General features: G+C 72.1%; 21 protein-coding genes. 11 read left to right on the top strand and 10 right to left on the bottom strand.

The genetic code is table 11. The features are described from left to right. The first annotated feature begins 85 nt into the window (after nt 1-85). From ACZ6JE_RS11570 to ACZ6JE_RS11525, 10 genes are read left to right on the top strand one after another with little or no spacing between them, the layout of a single operon-like run. On the top strand, nt 86-1051 hold the full coding sequence (locus ACZ6JE_RS11570) for a tripartite tricarboxylate transporter substrate binding protein (RefSeq protein WP_192058919.1): 966 nt from the start codon (nt 86-88) through the stop codon (nt 1049-1051). Continuing rightward, nucleotides 1048-1665 carry a tripartite tricarboxylate transporter TctB family protein gene (locus tag ACZ6JE_RS11565; RefSeq protein ID WP_464319024.1) on the top strand — a complete coding sequence of 206 codons (618 nt, stop codon included), beginning with the start codon at nt 1048-1050 and terminating at the stop codon, nt 1663-1665. Before ACZ6JE_RS11570 ends, ACZ6JE_RS11565 begins: the two co-directional genes overlap by 4 nt. 9 nt (nt 1666-1674) lie before the next feature. Further along, the gene (locus ACZ6JE_RS11560) at nt 1675-3216 is read left to right on the top strand and encodes a tripartite tricarboxylate transporter permease (RefSeq protein WP_192058914.1); all 1542 of its coding nucleotides are present in this window, start codon (nt 1675-1677) and stop codon (nt 3214-3216) included. Then, entirely contained in the window at nt 3213-4217 is a 1005-nt protein-coding gene (locus tag ACZ6JE_RS11555) for a sugar phosphate isomerase/epimerase family protein (protein WP_464319023.1), read from the top strand. The genes ACZ6JE_RS11560 and ACZ6JE_RS11555 overlap by 4 nt, the downstream gene beginning before the upstream one ends. Further along, nucleotides 4214-5995, top strand: a complete 1782-nt coding sequence (locus ACZ6JE_RS11550; RefSeq protein ID WP_464319022.1) for a dihydroxyacetone kinase family protein — start codon at nt 4214-4216, stop codon at nt 5993-5995. Before ACZ6JE_RS11555 ends, ACZ6JE_RS11550 begins: the two co-directional genes overlap by 4 nt. A gap of 3 nt (nt 5996-5998) precedes the next feature. Then, nucleotides 5999-6478 (top strand): ribose-5-phosphate isomerase, encoded by a 480-nt coding sequence (locus ACZ6JE_RS11545; protein ID WP_243216509.1) that lies wholly within the window; start codon nt 5999-6001, stop codon nt 6476-6478. Further along, nucleotides 6475-7512, top strand: coding sequence for a 4-hydroxythreonine-4-phosphate dehydrogenase PdxA (locus ACZ6JE_RS11540; RefSeq protein ID WP_464319021.1), 1038 nt, complete (start codon nt 6475-6477; stop codon nt 7510-7512). The genes ACZ6JE_RS11545 and ACZ6JE_RS11540 overlap by 4 nt, the downstream gene beginning before the upstream one ends. A 2-nt stretch (nt 7513-7514) precedes the next feature. Continuing rightward, complete coding sequence (locus tag ACZ6JE_RS11535) at nt 7515-8267, top strand: triose-phosphate isomerase family protein (RefSeq protein ID WP_464319020.1); 753 nt, start codon at nt 7515-7517, stop codon at nt 8265-8267. A 50-nt stretch (nt 8268-8317) separates the two neighbouring features. After that, a complete protein-coding gene (locus tag ACZ6JE_RS11530; protein WP_192058905.1) occupies nt 8318-8992 on the top strand; it encodes a GntR family transcriptional regulator in 675 nt (224 codons plus the stop codon). Next, nucleotides 8992-9567, top strand: a complete 576-nt coding sequence (locus ACZ6JE_RS11525; protein WP_464319019.1) for a GrpB family protein — start codon at nt 8992-8994, stop codon at nt 9565-9567. The genes ACZ6JE_RS11530 and ACZ6JE_RS11525 overlap by 1 nt, the downstream gene beginning before the upstream one ends. 53 nt (nt 9568-9620) lie before the next feature. Here the strand turns inward: ACZ6JE_RS11525 and ACZ6JE_RS11520 are convergent, their stop codons facing one another. From ACZ6JE_RS11520 to ACZ6JE_RS11475, 10 genes are all read right to left on the bottom strand, one after another. Beyond that, nucleotides 9621-9848, bottom strand: a complete 228-nt coding sequence (locus ACZ6JE_RS11520; RefSeq protein WP_192058901.1) for a hypothetical protein — start codon at nt 9846-9848, stop codon at nt 9621-9623. A 105-nt stretch (nt 9849-9953) separates the two neighbouring features. Continuing rightward, nucleotides 9954-10925: an AraC family transcriptional regulator gene (locus tag ACZ6JE_RS11515; RefSeq protein ID WP_243215694.1), complete on the bottom strand. Its 972-nt coding sequence runs from the start codon at nt 10923-10925 to the stop codon at nt 9954-9956. A gap of 329 nt (nt 10926-11254) precedes the next feature. Further along, a complete protein-coding gene (locus ACZ6JE_RS11510) occupies nt 11255-11866 on the bottom strand; it encodes a histidine phosphatase family protein (protein ID WP_464319018.1) in 612 nt (203 codons plus the stop codon). Between the two features lie 331 nt (nt 11867-12197). Continuing rightward, entirely contained in the window at nt 12198-13100 is a 903-nt protein-coding gene (locus ACZ6JE_RS11505) for a DNA-3-methyladenine glycosylase 2 (protein WP_464319017.1), read from the bottom strand. Further along, complete coding sequence (locus ACZ6JE_RS11500) at nt 13097-13756, bottom strand: DNA-3-methyladenine glycosylase I (RefSeq protein ID WP_464319016.1); 660 nt, start codon at nt 13754-13756, stop codon at nt 13097-13099. The genes ACZ6JE_RS11505 and ACZ6JE_RS11500 overlap by 4 nt, the downstream gene beginning before the upstream one ends. Next, on the bottom strand, nt 13753-14427 hold the full coding sequence (locus ACZ6JE_RS11495) for a methylated-DNA--[protein]-cysteine S-methyltransferase (protein WP_464319015.1): 675 nt from the start codon (nt 14425-14427) through the stop codon (nt 13753-13755). Before ACZ6JE_RS11495 ends, ACZ6JE_RS11500 begins: the two co-directional genes overlap by 4 nt. Next, nucleotides 14424-14924, bottom strand: a complete 501-nt coding sequence (locus ACZ6JE_RS11490; protein WP_464319014.1) for an RNA polymerase sigma factor — start codon at nt 14922-14924, stop codon at nt 14424-14426. The genes ACZ6JE_RS11495 and ACZ6JE_RS11490 overlap by 4 nt, the downstream gene beginning before the upstream one ends. 1 nt (nt 14925) lies before the next feature. Further along, on the bottom strand, nt 14926-15462 hold the full coding sequence (locus ACZ6JE_RS11485; RefSeq protein ID WP_243215699.1) for a methylated-DNA--[protein]-cysteine S-methyltransferase: 537 nt from the start codon (nt 15460-15462) through the stop codon (nt 14926-14928). Nucleotides 15463-15636: 174 nt separating this feature from the next. Further along, on the bottom strand, nt 15637-15915 hold the full coding sequence (locus tag ACZ6JE_RS11480) for an acylphosphatase (protein WP_464319013.1): 279 nt from the start codon (nt 15913-15915) through the stop codon (nt 15637-15639). 164 nt (nt 15916-16079) lie between these two features. After that, a complete protein-coding gene (locus ACZ6JE_RS11475) occupies nt 16080-17066 on the bottom strand; it encodes an aldo/keto reductase (protein ID WP_464319012.1) in 987 nt (328 codons plus the stop codon). A gap of 183 nt (nt 17067-17249) precedes the next feature. On the opposite strand from ACZ6JE_RS11475, the gene ACZ6JE_RS11470 reads away from it, so the two are divergent. After that, on the top strand, nt 17250-17546 hold a 297-nt coding region (locus ACZ6JE_RS11470; RefSeq protein WP_464319011.1), incomplete at its 3' end, for a VOC family protein.

Genomic DNA, 17546 nt, shown 5'->3' with positions numbered 1-17546 from the left:
CTGGCGCGAATCCGATAGGATATGCGATAGTTCCTGAAGCGGGTGGTTCGCACCCGGGTGGACCCGATCACTGGAGATCAAGACGATGAAGTCACGTACCCCCCTCGTCGCCGGCCTTGCCGCGGCGTCCCTGCTCTGCCTCACCGCCTGCGGTTCCGCTGCGGGAGGCAGCACCGCCGACGGCGCCCCCACGGGCAACGTCACGATGCTCGTCCCGATGGGCGCCGGTGGCGGCAGCGACCTCTCGGGTCGCGCCATCGCCTCGGGCCTCGAAGGCGGCACCGGCCTGAACGTCAGCGTCGAGAACCGCGAAGGCGGTTCGGGCGCCATCGGTTACTCGTACTTCCTCGGACAGGAGGGCCGCAACGATCTGCTGCTCGCGGCCGAGACGGCGATGCTCGCGCTGCCCGTCACCCAGGACGTCCAGTTCACCTACGAGGACTTCACGCCGATCATGAAGGTAGGCGACGACTTCACTCTGATCGTCGTCCCGGCCGACAGCGAGTACGACACCTGCACCGACGTCGTGGATGCGGCCGCCGACGAGCGCGTCGTCGCCGCGGTGTCGGGATCGACGTCGCTCGACGAGATCGTCTTCACCCTCATCGAGCAGGAGGAGGACGTCGAGTTCGACCGCGTGCCGTTCGAGTCCGGCAGCGAGGTGCTCACGGGTCTGCTCGGCGGCCAGGTGGACGTCGCGTCGCTCAACCCGGCGGAGGTCATCGCCCAGCTCGAGGCCGGCGACCTCAAGGCGCTGTGCGCCGTCGCCGAAGACCGTTACGAGTACGAGGCGCTCGCCGACATCCCCACGGCGGCCGAGCAGGGCATCGACGTGTCGTTCGCGCAGTTCCGCGGCTTCATCGCCCCCGGTGGCATCAGCGCCGAGACCGAGCAGTTCTGGATCGACGCGGGAGAGGCGTACGCCGACAGCGACGCGTACACCGAGTACGTCGAGAGCAACTACCTGCAGCCGAACGCCCAGTACGGCGACGAGTTCGGCACCTACCTCGGCGAGAACACGGCCGACCTCGAGAAGGTGTTCGCCGAGTGACGGCCGTCCACCGCGGCGGACTCGCCGCCAGCGCCGTCCTCGCGGCGATCGGCTCCGCCGCCCTCGTCGGGGGTCTCGGGTACGGCGTGACGGTCGAGGGAGGCGAGATCGGCCCGGGCTTCCTGCCCGCCATGGCCGGCGGCCTGGTCGCCGTGTTCGCCGTCCTCGATCTGGTGGGGCGCCTCCGTCGACGTCCCGACCGGCCCTCCCAGGCCGAGCTCATCCTCGACACGCGCTCCCGGCCCGACGACGGCATCGTCCTCGGCGACCCGCTCGACCCGGGTGCTCCCACGACCAGCACCCAGTCGATCCACTCGCCCCTGGCGACGGACGACGACGACGACGGAGTCGACATCCTCGGCCGCACCCAGCGTCAGCGCAACCGCATGCTGGCGGTCGTGCTCGGCCTCGTCGTCGTCACGCTCGCCATGGTGCAGGTGGTCGGCTTCCTCCTCGCCTTCGTGCTGCTGCTCTTCGTGGTCGCCGTCTTCGTGGAGCACCGCCGAGTCCTCCCGTCCGCCCTCGTGGCGGTCGCCGCGGGCGTCGTGACCTACGCCATCTTCGTCGCCCTGCTGCGCGTGCCGCTGCCGCAGGGTCTGCTCGGCCTGATCTGAAGGACGACCATGCTCGACAACCTCGCACTCGGCTTCTCGACGGCCTTCACGCCCGAGAACCTCCTCTGGTGCTTCATCGGCGTGCTGCTCGGAACGATCATCGGGCTGATGCCCGGTCTCGGCTCGACCACCGGCGTCGCGATCCTCATCCCCCTGACCCTCACCCTCGAACCCGTCACGGCGCTCATCATGCTGGCGGGCATCTACTACGGCGCCCAGTACGGCGGCACGATCACGTCGGTGCTGATCTCGACGCCCGGCGAGGCCGCGAGCGTGGTCACCACGCTCGACGGCTATCAGATGGCCAAGAACGGCAAGGCCGGATCGGCCCTCGCGATCAGCGCCATCGGCTCGTTCGTCGCAGCGATCATCTCGCTCGCGCTGCTCATGTGGCTCGCACCTCCGCTCGCGGACCTGGCCCTCAACTTCGGACCGGTGCAGAACCTCGCGATCATGATCCTCGGTCTCGTCATCGTCGTCAGCTTCGCCGGGGGCTCGTTGTCCCGTGGGCTCATGATGGCGGCGGCGGGTCTGCTCATCTCCACCGTCGGGGTCGCGACCGGCTTCAGCGACGCGCGCTTCACCTTCGGCAGCATCAACCTGCTGAGCGGCATCCCCTTCATCGAGGTGATGATCGGTCTCTTCGCCGTCGGAGAGGTGCTGCACCAAATCCGACGCGGGGCCGACGCCCCCATCCGCACCCGGTTCCGCGACATGGTCATCAGCCGCGGCGAACTGAAGCGCAGCGCCGGTCCGATCCTCCGCGGCAGCGGCATCGGCTTCGTGCTGGGAATCCTGCCCGGCGCCGGCTCGACCCTCGCCTCGTTCATGGCGTACGGCATCGAGAAGCGCGTGTCGCCCCGCAAGGCGATGTTCGGCAAGGGCGCCATCGAGGGCGTCGCCGCCCCCGAGAGCGCCAACAACGCCGCGGCCAACGCGAACTTCGTGCCGACCCTCGCCCTCGGCATCCCCGGAGGCGGCACGACGGCGGTCCTGCTGGGCGCCTTCACCGTGTACGGGCTCCAGCCCGGACCCCGCCTGTTCGAGACGCAGCCCACGCTGATCTGGGGTCTTCTCGTGTCGTTCTTCATCGGCAACGTGATGCTGCTGGTGCTGAACCTGCCGCTCGCGCCGGTGTTCGCCCAGATGCTGCGCATCCCCTACGGCTACCTCTATCCGATCATCCTGCTGACCAGCTTCGTCGGCGCCTACTCGGTCAGCAACAACATGTTCAGCGTCGTGCTCGTCCTGATCTTCGGGGTGGTCGGCTGGATCATGAAGGAGCTCGACCTGCCCATGGCGCCGCTCGTGCTGGGCCTCGTGCTCGGCCCGCTGTTCGAGAAGGCGCTCGTGCAGACCTCCGCCATCGGCCAGGGCAGCTTCCTCGTCCTGCTCCAGAGCCCGATCAGCGTCGGCATCCTCCTCTTCGCCGCCGCCCTGATGGTCGGCCCGAAGATCGCCGGGCGCTTCGCGGTCCGCCGCAGCCCCCGTGTCGCAGCGACCGACGACGCCGAGACGCGCGATCACGCCCGGGAAGAGGCCGGACGATGAGCCCCTCGCGCGACGACTGGCCCATCGCGGCCGCGATGCTGCAGTTCCCGGCGGTCGACCGCGACGGCACGAGCACCCTCGACGCCGAGCCGGAGGCCTGGCGGGCCTCGTTCGAGGAGATCCGCGAGACGGGCTTCGACCTCGTCGAGATCAACGACAACTGGCTGCGGGTCGGCGATCTGTCCGGCCGGCGTCTCGACGAGCTGGCGGGTGCCGGCCGAGATGCCGGCGTCGACCTCACGAGCGTCTGCGTGGTGCGGTCGAGCGTCATCGACCCCGAGGTCGGTCTCGAGAACCTCGCCTACAGCCACCGCACCCTCGAGGCCGCGGCCCGTCTGGGGGCGGGGGTCGTCTCCGTCGGCTTCCACCGGCCGCTCACGAGCGAGCAGCGGGATCGGCTGTGGTTCTGGACGGCGCAGGGCGAGATCGACGCGCCGGACGACCCCGAGAACTGGCAGCTCGCCGTGGCGCGGATCACGGAGCTCGGGCGGCACGCCGCTCAACTGGGCCTGGACCTGACGCTCGAGATGTACGAGGACACCTATCTCGGCACCGCTGCCAGCTCGGTGCGTCTCGTCACCGAGGTCGGACTGGACAACGTCGGTCTCAATCCCGACGTGGGCAACCTCGTCCGTCTGCATCGGCCGATCGACGACTGGCGCGAGACACTGGCCGCCACCCTGCCGCACGCCAACTACTGGCACGTCAAGAACTACCACCGTGACGAGGACCCGGCGACGGGCGCCTACACGGCCCTGCCCGCCCCGCTCGAGCTCGGCCTCATCAACTACCGGCACGCCGTGCGCGACGCCGTCGAGGCGGGCTTCCGCGGCACCTTCGTCTGCGAGCACTACGGCGGCGACGGGCTCTCCGTCGCCGCCCTGAACCGGGACTACCTCCGCCGCGTGCTGCCCAGCGCCGAGCGGATGGCCGTCCTCGACGGGCGGGAGGCGCTGGTCGCCTCCGCCGTCACCGACCCGAGAGAGGAGATGGTGTCGTGACCATCCTCGACTACGACGCGACCACCTTCGCCGACGAGGCCCTGGACGGCTTCGCGGCGGCCCATGACTCCCTGCGCCGTGTGGAGGGCGGCGTCGTGCGGCGCACACCCCTCGCAGACGGCCAGGTCGCCGTCGTGGTGGGCGGCGGCTCCGGCCACTACCCGGCCTTCGCCGGCCTCGTCGGTCCGGGTCTCGCCGCCGGTGTCGCCTACGGCAACATCTTCGCCTCGCCGTCCGCCGGTCAGGTGTGCCGTGTGGCCCGGGCCGCTCAGCGCGGCGGCGGGGTCGTGCTGTCGTTCGGCAACTACGCCGGCGACGTCCTGAACTTCGGCCAGGCCGCCGAGCGCCTCCGGGCCGAGGGAGTCGACGTCCGCGTGGTCGCGGTCACCGACGACATCGCCAGCGGCAGCCGCGACGAGATCGCCAAGCGTCGAGGCATCGCGGGCGACCTCACGGTCTTCAAGGTGCTCGGCGCCGCGTCCGAGGCCGGTCTCGACCTCGACCGCGTCGAGGAGCTCGGGCGACGGGCGAACGACCGCACGCGCTCGTTCGGCGTCGCGTTCTCCGGATGCACCCTGCCCGGCGCGACGGAGCCGCTCTTCACGGTGCCCGAGGGTCGGATGTCCATCGGCCTCGGCATCCACGGCGAACCGGGCATCGGCGAGGCCGACCTGCCGTCGGCCCGCGGACTGGCCGAACTGCTCGTCGGATCGCTGCTCGCCGAGGCCCCGGAAGGCGCCGGAGACCGGATCGTCGTGCTGCTCAACGGACTCGGCACCTACAAGTACGAGGAGCTCTTCGTGCTCTACGGCCACGTCCGGCGCCTGCTCGACGAGGCCGGCGTCACCGTCGTGCAGCCCGAGGTGGGCGAGCTCGTCACGAGCCTCGACATGTCGGGCGTCTCGGCGACCTTCTTCTGGGTCGACGACGAACTCGAGCAGCTCTGGGGGAGCCCGGCCTCGAGCCCCGCCTTCCGGAAGGGAGCCGTGGAGGCGCGGGTCGACGACGCAGGAGGCGGCCCCGGTCTCGAGGCGCCCCCGTCGGTCGCCCCGGCCGACGACGATCGTCATGTGGGCGCCGGTCGGCGCCTGCTCGAGGGATTCGAGCACGTCGCCGAGATGGTCGTCGCCTCGGAGGAGGAGTTCGGCCGTCTCGACGCGGTGGCCGGCGACGGCGACCACGGCATCGGCATGGCTCGCGGCATCACCGCCGGACTGGCGTCGGCCCGCGCCGCCGTCGAGCGCGGCGCCGGCGTCTCGACCGTGTTCGCCGAGGCCGGAGAGGGCTGGGCCGAGCACGCGGGCGGCACCTCCGGTGCGCTCTGGGGTGTCTGCCTCACGAGCGCCGGCGCCGCCCTGGCCGCGGAGCCCGACCTCCGCGACCCGCAGGCGTCGGCCCGGGCCGCTGCGGCGGGGCTCGAGGCCATCCAGCGTCTCGGCGGGGCCGAGGTCGGTGACAAGACCCTGGTAGACGCGTTCGTCCCCCTGGTCGACGCGCTCGGGCGCGCGGCCGACGAGGGGCTCGACCTGCCCGAGGCGTGGGCGCGGGCCGCAGCGGCGGCGAGCGAGGCCGCGGACGCGACCGCGCGCCTCCGACCCCTACTCGGCCGTGCGCGACCGCTCGCCGAGAAGAGCCTCGGTCACCCCGACGCGGGCGCGGTGTCGTTCGCGCGCATCGCCGGCGTCGTCGCCCGCGAGGTCGCGGCGCAGAGCGGCGCGATCACAGTCGACACGGTCGGAGACACCCCGACCGCGAACCCCATCCACCAGGAGGCCTGAACCGTGAACGAACCGCTGAGGATCGTCGTCGGCTGCGACGACGCCGGCTACGAGTACAAGGAGCGCCTGCGGGCCGACCTCGAGGGCGACGACCGCGTCGCGAGCGTGGTCGACGTCGGCGTCGGGCCCGACGGGCACACGGCCTACCCGCATGTCGCGATCGAGGCGGCCCGCATGGTCGCCGACGGCCGGGCCGACCGGGCGCTGCTGGTCTGCGGCACAGGGCTCGGGGTGGCCATCGCCGCGAACAAGGTGCCCGGCATCCGTGCCGTGACCGCCCACGACGGCTTCTCGGTCGAACGGGCCGTGCTCTCGAACGATGCGCAGGTGCTCTGCTTCGGCCAGCGCGTCGTCGGCATCGAGCTCGCCCGGCGCCTCGCGTCGGAGTGGCTCGACCACCGCTTCGACCCCACCAGCGCATCGGCCGCCAAGGTCGACGTCATCAGCACCTACGAGGCATCCCCGGAAGGATCCGCAGCATGACCGTCAGCACACCCGCCCCCGCCCTCGCCGATCCCGCCGACGGATCGGTGCGCCGCCCCCGCATCGCCCTCACCCTGGGTGATCCCGCGGGCGTCGGCCCCGAACTCGCGGCCCGCCTGCTCTCCGACCCCGCGAACCTCGAGGCGGCCGACATCGTGGTGCTCGCCGACCGCGCCGAGCTCGACGCCGCCGCGGCGGTCGTCGGAGTCACGATCCCGCTCAGCGACGAGCCGCGCCCCGGTTTCGCCACCCTCCTCGACGACGGGTCGGCGCCCGCCGAGCCCATCCCGCCGCGTCAGGTCAGCAAGGAGGCGGGGGAGCGCGCCCTGCATCAGCTGCGGCGCGCCATCGACCTGGCCAACGCCGGGGAGGTCGGCGCGATCGTGTTCACGCCCCTCAACAAGACGAGCCTGCACCTCGGAGGCATGTCCGAGGAGGACGAACTGCGCTGGTTCGCGAAGGAGCTGCACTGCGACGGCGTGACGAGCGAGATCAACATCATCCCGGGTCTGTGGACCGCCCGGGTGACGTCGCACATCGGCATCCGCGACGTCGCGGACCGCATCACGACGCAGGGCGTGGTCGACGCCGTCCGCCTGCTCGACGAGCTGCTGCGCGACTCCGGCGTCGCACGCCCGCGACTGGGCGTCTGCGGTCTCAACCCGCACAACGGCGAGAACGGCATCTTCGGCCGCGAGGAGATCGACGTCATCGCCCCGGGCGTCGCCGAGGCGGCGGCGGGCGGCATCGACGTCGTCGGCCCGTTCCCCTCCGACACGATCTTCGTCGGGGCGCGAGAGCGCTACGACGGCATCGTGACGATGTACCACGACCAGGGTCAGATCGCCATCAAGCTGCTGGGCTTCGACGGCGGGGTGACGGTGCAGGGCGGCCTGCCCGTGGTCATCGCGACCCCGGCGCACGGCACCGCCTTCGACATCGCCGGGACCGGCGTCGCGAGCGTCACCTCGAGTCAGCGCGCCCTCGACGTGGCCATCGCGGTGGCCGGTCGCCGGATCCTCCGTCAGCCCTGACCGTGCTCGTCGGCATCAGCACGAAGGCCTATCTGTCCCGCGCCCGCACCCTCGACTGGCTGGCGGCCGTCGCGGACCTCGCTCAGGGGCACGCTGCCGTGCGGAGCAGCGCGGTCGAGCTCGTCGTGGCCCCCTCGACGCCGCTCCTGGAGGCGGCCGTGCGGCTGCTCGACGGCACCGGCGTGCAGGTCATGGCGCAGGACGTCAGTCGATTCGCCGGAGGCGCGGTGACGGGTGAGGACGTCGCCTCGCTCCTCGCGGACATCGGCGTCGCCTACGTCGAGGTCGGTCACGCGGAACGTCGCGGGCTCCTCGGCGAGACCGACGCCGTCATCCGAGCGAAGATCGACCGGTGCCGCGAAGTCGGCCTCGTGCCCTGGCTCTGCGTGGGGGAGGAGGCGCGGGTCGGCCCCGTCGAGGCCGCGGCGTCGTGCCTGGCGCAGGTCGGTGCGGCCGCCGCCGAGCCGCTGGTCGTCGCCCACGAGCCCGTGTGGGCGATCGGCGCACCGGAGCCGGCTCCGGTCGAGCACATCGTCGGCGTGGCCCGCGCTCTGCGCGCCGGGCTGCCCCCGACCACGCGCCTCGTCTACGGCGGCAGTGCGGGGCCGGGACTGCTGACACGGACAGCACCCGCGGTGGACGGTCTGTTCCTGGGGCGACGAGCCCACGACGTCGCGGCGGTGGCGAGCGTCCTCGACGAGGCGGCCCGCGCCTCCTGCCGGGCTCCGGACGCCTCGTCGGCACGAGGTCGATGACACCGCCTATAGGAAAGACGACACGCCCCGACGTGTGGAACACTGGTCGGATGCCACCCAGTGACGGCCCGCGCCGACCCCAGCGTGTCTCGTTGTCGGACGGCGTCTACGACGAACTGCTGCGCCGACTGTTCGACGACACCCTGCCGCCGGGCACGCCGCTCAACATCGACGCTCTGGCTCGCGATCTCGACGTGTCGCAGACGCCGATCCGCGAGGCGCTGGCCCGCCTGGAGTCGACCGGTCTCGTCACCCGGGCGGCACTCCGCGGCTATCGCGCGGCGCCCCTGCTGACGGGGGCCGAACTCGACGACCTCATGCACGCCCGGGGCGTCATCGAGCCCGCGGTCGCGCGGCTCGCGGCTCCTCGGCGCACCGACGCCTTCATCGACGCGCTCGCCGAGACCCTCACCCGGCTCGCCGAGGCGCCGAAGGGCCCGACCTTCGCGGAGTACCACGCGTACTGGGAGGCCGACGAGACCTTCCACGAGCTCATCGCGCAGCAGGCCGCCAACCCGTTCCTGCACCGGGCGTTCGACTCGCTGGGTGGTCAGGCGCAACGGTTCCGCATGTTCGGCGGGCTGGGCGTCAGCGACGCCGACCACGCCATCCGCGAGCACCGGGCCGTGCTCGAGGCCCTCGACTCGGGGGATGCCGACGCGGCCGAGGCGGCCATGCGGGCGCATGTCGCGGCAGTACGCGGCCGGGCCGCGGCCGAGGCCTGATGGCGACGAACAGCGGGAACCCGCGCCGACCGGATGTCACGACTCTCGAGCTCGTCGGCGGCCCGCAGCCGCTCCATGTGACGCTCGAGCCGTACAACCCTCGATGGGCCGCCGACTTCGTCGCGCACCGCGATCGGATCCTCGAGGCGCTGGCGGGGCAGGAGATCGAGGTGGACCACATCGGATCGACCTCGGTGCCCGGCCTGGCGGCCAAGCCGATCATCGATCTCGTGGTGGTCGTGGCCGACATCACGGCGGAGGAGGACTACCTCGAGCCCCTGCTCGCCGCCGGGTACGAGCTGCGGGTGCGCGAGCCGGGGCACCGACTCGTGCGGACGCCAGCTCGCGACGTGCACGTGCACGTCTACCGACGCGGGGATCCTGCGGTCGACGACTACCGCCTCCTGCGCGATCGTCTCCGCTCCGACGCCGCCGACCGCGCTCTGTACAAGTCCGTGAAGCAGGGCCTCATGACTCGCAGCTGGGGCGACTCGAACGACTACGCCGACGCGAAGGACGAGGTCATCGCCGCGATCAAGACCCGGGCTCGAGCCGCCCGCGACGCGCTCCGCTAGCGCCTGAGACCGGCGCGCAGACGCAGGCGGGCATGCGCGCGGCTGCGGGGCGCTCAGGCCGAGTTCTGCCCGCCGGCCGACCACGACATGCCGCCGGCCTCGCCGCGGGGGCCGGCCTGCTGCCGCTCGGCGTCGGCGTGGGCGCGCACGCCGGCCCCGGGGTCCGCCTCGTCGAGACGGGCGGCGACCGCGCGGTCGCGGCGCTCGCGGACGACGATGGCGATGGTGGCGGCGACGATGCCGACGACCACCAGGGCGATGACGACGATTGCGGTGTTCATGTGACCAGTCCCCTCGATCGGTCCTGTCACCCTAGCGAGCAGGGCCACCCGCCACCAGGGCCGCCCGCGTCCACCCCCCGCCCCCGAGGAGGCGCGGTGCGGCGCTCAGAAGCGGCGCAACGTGGTGCGCGGGTACTCGCCGAACCGAGCGGCGTACGCGGCTGCGAATCGGCCGAGGTTGCCGAACCCCCAGCGCCGTGCGACGTCCGACACGCGGGCGGTGCCCGGCGGCGACGTGAGCAGCTCGGCGTGCGCGCGGTCGAGTCGCACCTGCCGCAGGTAGTTCGTCGGCGACGATTCGAAGTGCTCGTTCATCGCCAGCTGCAGGGCCCGCGGGCTGAGCCCCGCCGCTCGCCCGATGTCGGCCGGCGTGATGGCCTGACCGGCGTGGGCGTGGATGTACTCCGCGGCGAGGCGCACCTTGACGCCGCGCTCGGTGCGGACGCTCGCGGGCAGGTCGAGCGGCCGCCACGGGAACAGCTCGAGCATGGCCCGCACGATGCTGAGCTGCGACTCGAGGCGCAGCAGCGGCTCGGTGGCCGCGTCGACGATGTTCGGGGTGGCCGCGGCGGTGACCGACCGCCACCGTCGGAGGGCGGCGGCGGAGGGGGCCGTCGTGTGATCGAAGACGATGCGCTGCGGTGGTCCGCCGTGCAGATCGGCGGCGGTCTCCTCGAGGAAGTCCCGGCCCACGCGCACGAGCTGACTGTGCCGGGGGGTCAGCGAGAACGAGTACGGATCTTCGGCGGGCACCAGGAAGGGATCGGCGCCGTGGCTCGTGAAGGTCCGCCCACCATGGTCGATGGTGGCGCTGCCGCGACGGAACCACATGAGCGCGTACTGCTCGGGATACGGCACGGTGCCCTGCAGATAGGCGGTGAAGCGCGTCGTCTGGAGCCCCAGCCGCGAATCGCCGACGGTGACGTAGTGATACGAGAACGGCTCGTCGGCCAGCCGCGCCCGGAAGTCGCGGCCGCCGTGGCGCGACGAACGCACCCGCACCGCCTCGGCCAGGTCCGTGCCGGACTCCTCGTGACGAGAGAAGGTCGAGAGAGGGGCGGGGGGAGTCGTTGGCATCTGTGTCCGGGAGGCGCGGGGCGAGCTGTGAACGAGGCGAGCCGCCTGAGGCGAGGCCGGCGGGGAGGGTCGCGCCTCCGCTCCCTGCCCGTGCAAGCTCGGTCGGAGGTGCGACCCGCCGAGCCATCGAGATGGTCGGCACCCTTCGAAAATACGTCCCCGGAGGGGCGGTGACAAATCAAGAAAACCCCGGTCAGTGGTCGATTTTGCCTAGTCGCTCTAACTACGCCCTCTGACCGGCTGTTTCGGCGATCCCGGTCGATCGGGCGTTCGTCGGTGCGATGGCCGAAAAGCGACGACCTCCGCAGGAGGTGCTCGACCGACGACGCTCAGCGCGAGAGCAGGTCGTCGTCCCACGAGACGGCGACCCAGCCCCGGTCGGGCGACCCCTCGAGGGCGACCACGCCGGTGTTGCGGAGCCCGTGGGTGCGGCTGAACTCGGCGTCCAGATTGTCGGCGGTGTTCGCCGCCCAGACGCAGATCGCGGCCTCGTGCGAGACGATCACCGCGGTGGACGCCGGGTCGGTGGTCGAGACCACGGAGGCGACGGCGGCGTCGTAGCGGGCCACGAACTCGCTGCCGCTCTCGCCGCCGGGGATGCGCGCGTCGCGGTCCGTCCACCACTTCTGCATGGTGCCCATGTACCCGGGCAGGGCGTCGGCGTACGAGAGGCCCTCGAGGTCGCCCGCGTCGATCTCGAGCAGGCCGTCGAGCTCGTGGTGCGGCACGCCCAGCGCTGCCGCGGCGACGGCGGCGGTCTCGGCGGCGCGGAGGGCCCGTGACGAGTGCACGGCGGCGATCGGCTCGCCAGCGAGTCGACCCGCCAGGGTTCGAGCCTGATCGACGCCGACCGGCGACAGGGGAGGGCCGGGCGGCCGCGAGCCGATCGTCTGGGCGACGTTGTCGGCGGTCTCGCCGTGGCGGATGAGGAGGAGTCGCATCGGTGCTCTCGGTCGGCTCGGGGGTGGTCGACACGTCGACACCTGTCGGGTCTCCAGGATGTCCGAGATCCCCGCGGCTGTCATCTCGCCCGGTCCACGTCTCCCGACTGAGTGGCGCTGCTCACTGGTCACATGAAACGAGATGAGGGGCACGGTCGTGGCGATGCCGCCGTCCGTGCCCCTCGTGCCGATGTTGTCGCAGTTGAGCTTCACGGGCAGGGATGCGAGCAACACCGGCCAGAGAAGACGAAAGAAACGCCTTCGACCCGTGTGACGCTACGCGCCGCGGCGGTGACCGACTCCCAGGTTCGGCGCGCGGTGCGCCGGGCGGCTACGTCGCCGTCGCCTGCGCCGTCGCCGCGGGTGCGGTGGGCAGCACGGCGGCCCAGAGGTGGAAGAGCGCGTAGGCCCGCCACGGCGACCAGGCGGCACCGGCGGTCTCGGCCTGTCGCGTGGTCAGGCCGCCGAGCACGCGCCGCAGCACGAGGTCGCCGGCGGGCCAGGCGTCGCGGTCGCCGAGGGCGCGGACGGCCAGGTAGTCGACCGTCCACGGGCCGATGCCGGGGAGGGCCAGCAGCCGGCGCCGCACCTCGGTCGCATCGTCGCCCGGTGCGATGACGAGACCGTCGGCGACGGCCACGGCGAGGGCCTGCACGGTGCGCGCTCGACTGTTCGTGATGCCGACGGCCGATCGCAGCTCGTCGACGTCGGCGGCGGCCAGGACGTCGGCCCGGGGGAACCTCGTCAGCCCGGTGCCCTCGACGGGTTCGCCGTACGCCGAGACGAGTCGCCCGCTGAAGGTGCGGGCGGCCGCCAACGACACCTGCTGGCCCAGCACGGTGACGACGGCGGTCTCGAAGCCGTCGGGGTTGCCGGTGATGCGGATGCCCGGTCGTGCCGTCACCAGCGGGCCGAGCACGGGGTCGCTCGAGAACGCGTCGTGCACGGCGGCGATGTCGGCGTCGAGGTCGAGCCATCGGCGGACGACCGTCTCGAGCTGGGCGAGCACCCTCTCGTCGTCGGTCGCCACGTCGACCGAGACGCCGTCGGCCGTGAAGGTCAGATCGACCCGGTAGGAGGCGCGGGAGGCCCCGTCGCCCGCCTCGACCAGCCGCGAATGCGAGGCCGCGCCGATGTCGGTGGCCTCGGCCCCGGGGATGCTGTGGGCCGCGAGCAGACCCACGGCGTGCCGGTGGTCGTACTCGCCGACCGCCCGCACGTCGAGACGCGTCACGAGTCGTGGCCCGGAGCCGAGGCTGCCTGCCGGGCGCCCGGCCGCGGGGCGTCGACCCAGACCCCCGACGTGCCGCGTCGGTGGCTGCCCACGAGGTGCGTGTCGACGAGCCCGACGGCCTCCATCAGCGCGTGCATGGTGGTCGGCCCGACGAACGTGAACCCGCGCTTCTTGAGAGCCTTCGACAGCGCCACGGACTCGGGCGACGTCGTGGGCACCTCGGCCATGGTCTGCGGCGACGGGGTCTCGGCCGGTCGGAACGACCAGACGAAGTCGACCAGGCCCTCGTCGGCGCGCAGTCCGACCACGGCTCGCGCGTTCTGGATGGTCGCGTCGATCTTCAACCGGTTGCGGACGATGCCGGCGTCGCCCATCAGCCGAGCACGATCGGCATCGTCGAAGAGCGCCACGGCGTCGGGGTCGAAGTCGGCGAACGCGGAGCGGAACGCCGGGCGCTTGCGCAGGATGGTCGCCCACGAGAGGCCCGACTGGAACGCCTCGAGACTCAGTCGCTCGAAGAGCCCGCGTTCGTCGCGGACGGGCATGCCCCACTCGTTGTCGTAGTACTCGCGCATCATAGGGTCGGTCGAGGCCCAGACGGGTCGTGCGAGCCCGTCGTCGCCGATCACGACCGAGGGATCGTCGGCGGGGCTCACGACGTGGCCTCGAGCGCGAGGAGGGTCTGCTTGGCGGCCATCCCCCCACGGTAGTTCCCGGGGGCGCCGTCGCTCCGCACGACCCGATGGCACGGGACGACGACGGGCAGCGGGTTCGTCGCGCAGGCGGTGCCCACGGCGCGGACGGCCTTGGGGCTGCCCGAGGCCCGCGCGACCGACGCGTACGACTCGGTCGCCCCGTAGCCGATCTCGGGCAGATGCTCGAGCACGGTGCGCTGGAACCCCCTCGACAGCCGGCGGTCGAGCGGCAGATCGAACGACCGGCGCTCGCCGCGGAAGTACTCGTCGAGCTGACCCGCCGCCGTGTCGAGGGCGTCGGGCGCCTCGATGATCCGCGGGCTGATGGCCGCGGCCAGCCGGTCGAGCACAGTGTCGAGCCCCTCGACGTCGAAGGCGATCCGCACGATGCCGACGGTCGTCGTGCAGACCATGAGCCGGCCGACGGGGGAGTCGACCGTGCGGTACGCCACGTCGACGGCGTCGGCGTCCATCGCCGAGCGGACGAACCGGGCGTGCAGGGCGGCGAGACGGTCGTCGCTCGGAGCGAAGCCCCCGAGCCGCTGCCGCAGCACGGCATCGAGCTCGGGCGCGGCAGACCGCGGGGCCTCGCCTTCGGGGATGCTCGCGGCGGTGTCTGGTGTGTCGGTCATGGGGCCCCTGACGGTGCTCGCGGGTCGGGTGGGCTGAGGAGGAGTCGGAGCCGGGCGATGCCGTCGGCCGAGGCACGGCGGGCGGCGGCGGGGGTGATGCCGGTGAGCTCCGCCGCCTCGGCGTGCGAGAGCCCGACGAGGTGGTGGTGGACGACGGCCCGGCGTTGACCGGGAGGCAGGCGGTCGAGGGCGCGGATCAGCTCGTCGCGCCGGGCCAGCGCCTCGTCCGCCGGAGGCGCGGGTCGCCGCTCGGGCACGACCTCGACCGGCTGCGGACGACGTGTCGTGGCCCGCGCGATGTCGATCGCCTTGCGGTGCGCGATGGTCACCAGCCACGCCTCGACGTTGGCCGTCTCGGGCAGCGAGGGGTAGGCGACGAGGGCTGCGACGAACGTCTCGGACCAGGCGTCGTCGGTGTCGTGCTCGTCGAGCACCGCACGGCAGACGCGCCACACGGTGGCCCCGTGCAGCTCGACGACGCGGGCGAACGGCAGCACGTCAGAACAGGCGGCCCGAGGAGGCGCTCTCGGGCTCTTCGAGATCGAGCAGCCGCCGCTTGCGGTCGAGACCCCCGGCGTAGCCGACGAGGGCACCGGCGGCGCCGACGACCCGGTGGCACGGCACGACGATGCTGAGCGGGTTCAGCCCGTTGGCCGCCCCGACGGCCCGGGCGAGGCCGACGTCGCCGAGCTCTCGCGCCAGCTGGCCGTAGCTGCGCGTCTCGCCGTAGGGGATGTCGCGCAGCAGGGCCCAGACCCGTCGGCGGAACTCGTTGCCGCGCGGCGCCAGCGGGAGGTCGAATCGACGACGCTCGCCCGCGAAGTACTCGCCGAGCTGGTGCTCGACCTCGTCGAAGTCGACGACCCCGACGCCCGTCGGCGAAGCCCGCCCGAAACCGGCCGGGTCGGGGAGGTTGCGGTGCTCGGCGAAGTACAGCCCGGCGAGGCCGTCTTCGGAGGCCACGAGCGTGAGATCGCCCAGCGGGCTCGGCACGGTCGTATGGACGGTCGGCGGCAGGTCTGTCTCGGTCGTCACGGTCGGCTCCTCACCCTCGGCGATGCTACTCACCCTGTAGACGGTGCTCGAGCCCCGTATGTGAGGTGCCGGTCGGAGATCGTCGCCGCGGTCCGTGCGCGACCCGCGCCGCAGTCCGAGGGCGACCCCCGGCGACGCGCGAGCCGAGGCGTCGCGCGAGCCGAGTCGTCGATGTCAGCGCCGGGTGGTGAACTCCGTCTCGCCGATCGGACCGAGCTCCCGTACCTCGACGGAGTCGACCGTCGCCCCCTGCGGGCCCTGCTCCAGCCATTCGAGCATCAAAGCGACGCGGTCGGGTCGCCCCTCGATCTCCACCTCGACGTCTCCGTCGGGCAGGTTGCGGACGAAACCGCCCACGTCGAGGCAATCGGCCTCGCCCTCGGTCGAGAAACGGAACCCCACACCCTGCACGAGGCCGTGCACGAGTGCCCGGCGTCTGATCACGTCGTCCATCGCTCGACCGTACCCGCGCCTCCTCGGCCTCGCCCCTCGCGCGGACGTCTCACCCCGCCACGATGTGCACATCACGCCACGAGAAAACGTGGCGGGATGTTCATTTCGTGGCGGGGTGGCGGCGAGGCGGGGTGGCGGCTCACCCAGGGACGTCGGTCGCCGTGCTACTCGTCGACGGTCGACATGTCGGCGTAGCGGGCGCCCTTCGGCGCGGCGACGTCGTCGAGCTGGTGCAGCTGCTCCTCCGAGAGGACGATCTCGTCGGCGGCGACGTTCTCGTCGAGGTACGCGCGGCGCTTCGTGCCCGGGATCGGCACGATCCCCTCGCCCTTCGCGAGCAGCCAGGCCAGCGCGACCTGTCCGGGCTTCGCGCCGACGGCACGCGCGACCTCGTCGACCTGCTGCACGATCCGCACGTTCGCCTCGAGGTTGTCGCCCGAGAAGCGGGGGGCGAAGCGTCGGAAGTCGTCGGGCGCGAGCTCGTCGACCGACCGGATCGTGCCCGTCAGGAACCCGCGGCCGAGCGGCGAGTAGGGCACGAAGCCGATGCCGAGCTCACGGACGGTGGGGATGATCTCGGCCTCGGGCTCACGGCTCCACAGCGACCACTCGGTCTGCAGGGCGGTGATCGGGTGCGTCGCGTGGGCACGGCGGATCGTCTCGGGCGCGGCCTCCGACAGCCCGAGGAACCTCACCTTGCCCGCGGTGACGAGCTCGCCCATGGCCCCGACGGTCTCCTCGATCGGCACCTGCGGGTCGACGCGGTGCTGGTAGTAGAGGTCGATGTGGTCGATGCCGAGGCGCTTGAGCGATCCGTCGACCGACCTGCGCACGTACTCGGGGCGACCGTCGACGGTCCGCTCGAGCCGCGCCTCCTTGTCCGTCACGTTGCCGAACTTCGTGGCGACGACGGCCTGGTCGCGCCGGCCCTTGAGGGCCCGTCCGAGCAGCTGATCGTTCGTGTGCGGACCGTACATGTCGGCCGTGTCGAGCAGCGTGACGCCGACGTCGAGCGCGCGGTGGATGACCCGCACCGACTCGTCGTCGTCCGTGCTGTCGCCGGTGTAGAAAGCGGACATGCCCATCAGGCCGAGGCCCAGGCGTCCGACGTCGAGGCCGCCGTCGACCTGGCCGAGTGTCGTGTTCTTCATGACGTCGAGACTGCACCCCCGAACCGACCGGCCGCACAGGCTCGCCGACGCCGACGCCGACGCCGACGCCGACGCCGACCGCACCGTATGCCGCGGGTTCCTTGACCGCCGCTCGTGCCGGGGCCATGCTGACCCCACGACCGGCGGCACCGGGCCTTCGGGACGATGGGAACCAGGTGCGTCATGCCCACGATGATCTTCGTCAACATCGCCGTCGACGACCTCGAGGCCTCGAAGGCCTTCTACGAGGCGCTCGGCTGGTCGATCAACCCCGCCTTCACCGACGCGAACGCGGCCTGCATCGTCATCAGCGACACCATCTACGTCATGATCCTCGTCAAGCCGTTCTTCCAGCAGTTCACGAGCAAGCAGATCGTCGACGCGACCGTCGGCAACGAGATGCAGCTCTCCGTCAGCGCTGAGAGCAAGGACGAGGTCGACGAGATGCTCGCCAAGGCGCTCGCCGCCGGCGGCACCGCG

This window comes from Frigoribacterium sp. AC759 (assembly GCF_979256015.1).
Note: the sequence above shows the minus strand (reverse complement) of the source record. Positions and strands in the feature narration are given on the sequence as shown.